The organism is Cytobacillus oceanisediminis (assembly GCF_004366035.1).
Lineage (GTDB): Bacteria > Bacillota > Bacilli > Bacillales > Cytobacillaceae > Cytobacillus > Cytobacillus oceanisediminis_C.
Window position 1 is genome coordinate 23165 of the sequence record NZ_SOEE01000021.1, and the last position, 6000, is coordinate 29164.

Sequence of the window (6000 nt, forward strand, 5' to 3'; positions counted from 1 at the left end):
TACAGGTGATACAAGAGAAGCTTTAATGGGTGTGTACAGCGACAATCGAACAGGACTGTATTTATGGAGAAGCTCCCCGATTTTTGAAATAGTCGAACAATTTGATAAAGCCGCGAGCGGCAGACGCAGGTTGCTGTTGTACACTCTGGGCAGCTATGCCTCTCTACTAAATGTTGGTTAAAAGGAGAATATATCATGACAATTACCAAGGAAGAAATTTTGAAAGCTTTTCATTTTCGCCATGCAACCAAAGAATTCGATCCAAGCAAAACCATCTCCGACGAGGACTTTAAATTTATTTTGGAAACGGGCCGGCTCTCGCCCAGCTCGTTTAGCTCTGAGCCGTGGAAATTTGTTGTTGTTCAAAACGAACAGCTTCTCAACAAAATAAAAAGTTCTTCGTATGGAGCGGCCAGCAAACTGCCAGAAGCCAGTCATTTTGTCATTATTCTTTCCCGGACCCCACGGGATATGAGATATGACTCCGCATACCAGAGGGAGCAGCAGTCCAAAGCCGTTCCAAAGGAACGCCTGTCAAGGCATCTTGAAATCTTTGAGGAGTTCCAGAGAAATGATTTCAAGCTTCTGGATCATGAACGCTTTCTTACTGATTGGGCCATCAAGCAGACGTACATTCCGCTTGCGAACATGATGACGGCTGCGGCTCTAATCGGAATTGATACATGTCCGATTGAAGGCTTTAACATTGAGAAAATCAATCAGCTTTTGGAAGAGGAAGGGCTGCTGGAGGACGGACACTTTACCATCTCGGTCATGCTTGCCTTCGGTTATCGCAAAAAAGAGCCGGGACCGAGAATACGCCTTCCGTTTGATGATGTTGTAAAGTGGGTCAAATAAATAGAATATGATGGCAAGTGTATGCTTGCGTAAGCAAGTACGTGAAGACATATTCTGGGTTGCTTATGAATGTTTGCCAATGCGACATTCCCTTTCAGATCGTTTGTGAGCGGTACAAATAATGAAAGGGGAGTCCACCATTTTTTGTATCCGATTTTACTCGTTTAAGCAATTAAACAATGGTAAGAGTTCGATGGTGACATTCCATCGTGATCAACAAAGAACAACCTTGGTTGTAGCCGCGCCTTTAAGCCAGTTTTACCTTCCGTGGTAAGCGGGGCTTAGAGGCGCTAATAGTTTTCAGACCTAGGGTGTCGTACAGGGAAGACTAAACAGGGAGGTATTCAAATGAAAGCGATTGTAGTGACAGATGAGAACACGGGAACGGCCGGGATGACTTTGGCGGAGCGTCCGGAACCGAAGGCGGCGGGGAACGATGTTGTCGTTCAGGTTTATGCATCAGGATTCACCCCAGGCGAGTTAACGTGGCCCGGAACCTGGACCGATCGCAATGGTCGAGACCGAACACCGTCAATCCCCGGCCACGAGGTGGCCGGTGTGGTCAGCTCCCTCGGATATGGCACGAGGGGCCTGTCGGTAGGCCAACGGGTATTAGGGATCACGGACTGGACGCGCGACGGAACCCTCGCGGAGTACGTGGCCGTCGAGGCACGAAACCTCTCACCGTTGCCAGGCGATATCGACTTCACAGTGGGAGCGAGCCTACCGATCTCAGGTCTGACCGCGTGGCAGGGACTGTTCGTGCACGGCCGCTTCCAGGCAGGACAGAGCGTCCTCGTGCACGGCTCGGCCGGTGGAGTCGGCTCGATGGTGACTCAGCTTGCCCGCGAGGCAGGAGCCTACGTTATCGGCACTGGACGTGCCGCCGACCGTCAGACGGCTCTCAACTTCGGCGCGCAGGAATTCGTCGACCTTGACAACGAATCGCTTGAAGAGGTTGGTGGCGTCGATCTGGTTTTCGATGTGATCGGTGGCGACATCGGGAAGAGGTCAGCGAGTCTGGTGCGCGCCGGTGGAATGCTGGTGACAATCGCCGGTCCGCCGGAGGCACAGCCGGCCGATGGTTTGGCGATTGATTTCGTCGTCGAGGCTGATCGCGCCCAACTGGGTGAAATCGTCCAGCGGGTCCGGGATGGTCGGCTCCGGACGAACATCGGCAAAGTGGCGACCCTCGAAGATGCTGTCGCCGCCTTCAACCCAACCGAGCGGATTAAGGGAAAGACGATCATCTGCGTTCGTTCGTAAGGACTCACGGAAAGAGCCTCGTGAATTATCGCCAGCCTTGAGGCCCTGTCATTTCCGGCATCGGACATGAAAACTAAAAAGCAATTTACAAGTCGTTAAGGTAATAGCAAAGACCATCGGAAATCCGGTGGTCTTTGCTTTTCAATGTGTGTAAAGTTTCGAGGTAATCTTGTTCCAGTTCTTCGAAGATCATCCGTTCTCGTTCTCTTATTCCTGTGTGCTATTTGTACAGCTGCTCCGTGAACAATGCGCCATTATGCAAAGGGCTGGTCGGTTTCCGAGCAATTCCTTGATAAACTTCTAACCCAAGAGATAATTCTCCTTGTATTCGGTTCAAAATAATCCCATAAATATTTTACGCGATTCCGTATTTACGAAATCTACCGATGAGCTGAAAAAACTGGTATTATAAGCTCTCTACTTCAACAACTCCATTTCTCGTCAGATAGCGAATTTAACACTTTTGCCCAAAGCTTCCAATACTCCACCCAAATGGCTCGACTGAAAGACATACAGATCAATGATCACCGTCATTGTACATACAAATTTTTTTGTAATTCCACTTATGTATAAAAAAAGAGTTTTTTACAAAAATAACATAGTACCATAAAGAACATTTGGAGACTTTGCCCAGGAAGGATTTATTCGCAATGAAAATTGAATTTAAGAACCTCGATCAATTATTACAATATTCCGGACAATCGAGTGACTTTAAGAAAACATCGATTTTACTTGGAAAAGAAGTAGTGAATATTTTCTATTATAGTACCTTAGTCGATGCGAAGTGGATGCAGCAACATTTGATCCTTGTGTTGCAAAATCGTTCATTAGATTCCAAAATCAAGGAAATCGAGGATATTAAGGCCTGGATTCCCATTAATGATATAGAGATTACCGACGAGTTAACCAATATTCAATCCAAACTGCTGAAAGGATATGTGCTCGTTCAACTTCATAAAAACGATCCAAAGTGTGCGTTGGTTAATTTATCTGACAATCGTGGATTGCGAGAAAATAATGATACGGAAAACGAGTTTAGCGTCGTAGGTCCTAAAGTCGGGTTCGTAGAGGACCTGGATACAAACATCAGTTTACTAAGATCACAAATCAATATCCCCAACTTGATTATAAAAGAAATTATCATTGGAACAACTTCAAAAACCAAAGTCGCAATAATTTATATTGATGGGGTGACAAATGAACAGCATATTCAAACTTTTGAGCAAAGACTTACTGCTATTGATCACGATGTCGTGTTTGATTCGTCCGTACTGGACCAAATAATATCAGACAATTCTTTCACCCCATTTCCATTGTTTACATCAACAGAACGCAGGGAACGAGTGGTGTATTCACTTATTAACGGGCAAGTAGCAGTCATTACCGATGGGTCCCCTTATATTGTTGCGGGACCCTCTACATTGTTTGATTTTTTTATTTCCCCTGAAGATTATTATTTGCCATGGATATTAGGTTCTTTTTTTCGATTGATTCGAATCTTTGGTGTCATTTTTTCGCTGTTTGCCACGTCAATGTATGTTGCAATCACCACATTCCATTATGAAGTCATTCCAAAAGATTTGCTTAGCCCCCTTATTTTTTCCAGAAAAAATGTTCCATTTCCGCCCTTCATTGAAGTGCTTTTTTTAGAAATAACCATTGAATTTCTTCGGGAAGCAGGGGCCAGATTACCAACAAAAATTGGCCAAACCTTAGGTATTGTCGGAGGAATTGTTATTGGTCAAGCTGCAGTCGAAGCAGCTTTAACAAGTAATATTTTACTAATTCTTGTTTCCCTATCGGCTTTAGCCTCATTTACGACACCGATATATAAGATGTCAAATGCGATACGGTTTTTACGTTTTCCTATCATCATTTTGTCAGCCATATGGGGGGAAATTGGCCTATTTATCGGGGTGGGCTTTCTGTTCGTCCATCTTAGTCGTTTAAAATCATTAGGTTCTCCTTACATTGTTCCAATTTTTCCATTAAGGACTAAGGATCTTAAAGACAGTTTTATACGTTCATCCTTTCAATATCTGAACAAAAGACCTCAACATTTAAGACCAAATTCTTTAATTAGGTATATGCCTAAATCAGTTAAACAGCAAAATGACTTAGATGAAGAATAAATGATGAAAAGAGGGTCAGTATGTATAGGAGAAAAATTTTTCTGGTTATTTTTTTCTGTGCAGTTTTATCGGCTTGTTCCGAACAAAATATTGTGAATGAGATTGTACTTGTCCATGCAATTAGCTTTGATACCGTATCGGATACCCTAAAAAGCTCTGCTCTGATTTCTAACTTTAAAGAACAGGGAAATACAGAACTCCAAGTTTTACATACGGAATCCAACTCTGAAAAAGGCATTCTGTCACGACTAAATACGCGAACAAAAGATCCCCTTGAAAGGGGTCAGTTACGGATGGTGTTATTTGGAAAGACTCCTGCAGAAAAAGGGATTGGGACTGAAATCCATAATTTATTCCTCGACCCTAAAATTTCATCACGTCTTCAGCTTGGAGTTGCTGATGGGGAAGCTTCGGAATTGTTGGTAATCATCAAAGAAACCCAAGAACCCTTTTTTTTATCTGATTTGATTGAGCAAAACATGAAAAACGGAAATTTGCCACTGATGAACCTTCATGAATCCTTGTTTAATTATTATGGCGAAGGACGAGACATGTTTTTACCGTATTTTAAAAAAGATCACGGGGAAGTAATAATCGGTGGTCTGGCTTTATTTAAAAGTGATCAAATGATAACCGAAATTAGCCTGAAGGAAGCTTTCTTATTAAAAATGCTTATTCAGAACTCAAAAAATGGAAACTACGTGGTTCCAGTTGCAGGAAAAGCATCAACCAAACAGGATGAAGATTCTATCTTACTGAGAAGCGTGCATTCAACTGCAAACTATGTTGTAAACAAAGTTAATCCAATCCCTTCTATTTCAATTCGGTTGGATATGGAGACGGAACTTCAGGATGTCCCGGAATGGGTGGATTTGAAATCAGAAGAGCAGCTTATACAGCTTGAAAAAACTATGGGTTCTTATTTTAAAACAGAAATTGAAAAATTATTGTCACTAATGAAGGAAAATAGCGTTGATCCAGTGGGTCTGGGCGACTTGGTAAGAAGTCGGTCTGAGGAATGGAGTACCCAAGATTTTGAAAGCATTTATCAAGAAATAGAAACAACGGTGAGTGTCCAGGTTAAAATTGTCAATAATGGTAGTGGTTGAAAGATGTCTGGAAGTACAGTTTAGTGAGGTGTTTAGTATATGAAAAATCCTGTTGACGAAAAACACCAAATATCTCCATTCTTAATTGTTCCTCTTATGTATGTCAGTATGGTCGGGGTCGGAGTACTAAATTTCCAACGAGAATTGGCCGAACATGCCGGATATAATGCTTATATTTCTGTTGTTTTAGTTGGTATTAGCATTCATATAATCTTATGGATGATTTATAATATTTTACGTTCTAATCAAGAAATTCTAGATGTAACAACAATTAACAAATCATGTTTCGGAAAAATTGCAGGGAACCTAATCAATCTCGCAATCGTTCTTTATTTTTGTGTCGGAGCTTATATGGAATTCAGGGCCTATATTGAAGTTATTCAAGTCTGGGTGTTTCCCTCAATGAATATGTTACTCTTATGCACCATTTTGTTGTTGCTCATTTACTATACCGTATCCGGTGGGTTTCGATCGGTTACAGCATTAAGTTTTTTTGGATTACTAATTACTATTATTTTTATTATTCCAGAGAATTTGTTGGTTTTGCCGTATACACATCCGTTAAACATGATGCCTCTGTTTAATCATTCAATAACCGACATATTACTCTCTTCTAAAAGCATGATATATCAATT

At 42.0% G+C, this 6000-nt stretch carries 5 protein-coding genes; all 5 read left to right on the forward strand.

The window, feature by feature from the left end; genetic code table 11:
• Positions 1-195 precede the first annotated feature (195 nt).
• A complete protein-coding gene (locus DFO72_RS27450) occupies positions 196-858 on the forward strand; it encodes an NAD(P)H-dependent oxidoreductase (RefSeq protein WP_113885848.1) in 663 nt (220 codons plus the stop codon).
• Positions 859-1206: 348 nt separating this feature from the next.
• Positions 1207-2124: an NADP-dependent oxidoreductase gene (locus DFO72_RS27455; RefSeq protein WP_113885849.1), complete on the forward strand. Its 918-nt coding sequence runs from the start codon at positions 1207-1209 to the stop codon at positions 2122-2124.
• 650 nt (positions 2125-2774) lie between these two features.
• On the forward strand, positions 2775-4256 hold the full coding sequence (locus DFO72_RS27460) for a spore germination protein (protein ID WP_113885850.1): 1482 nt from the start codon (positions 2775-2777) through the stop codon (positions 4254-4256).
• A gap of 20 nt (positions 4257-4276) precedes the next feature.
• Positions 4277-5365, forward strand: a complete 1089-nt coding sequence (locus tag DFO72_RS27465; RefSeq protein ID WP_113885851.1) for a Ger(x)C family spore germination protein — start codon at positions 4277-4279, stop codon at positions 5363-5365.
• Between the two features lie 39 nt (positions 5366-5404).
• Positions 5405-6000 (forward strand): GerAB/ArcD/ProY family transporter (locus tag DFO72_RS27470; protein ID WP_142724968.1); only part of this gene is annotated, 596 nt, incomplete at its 3' end.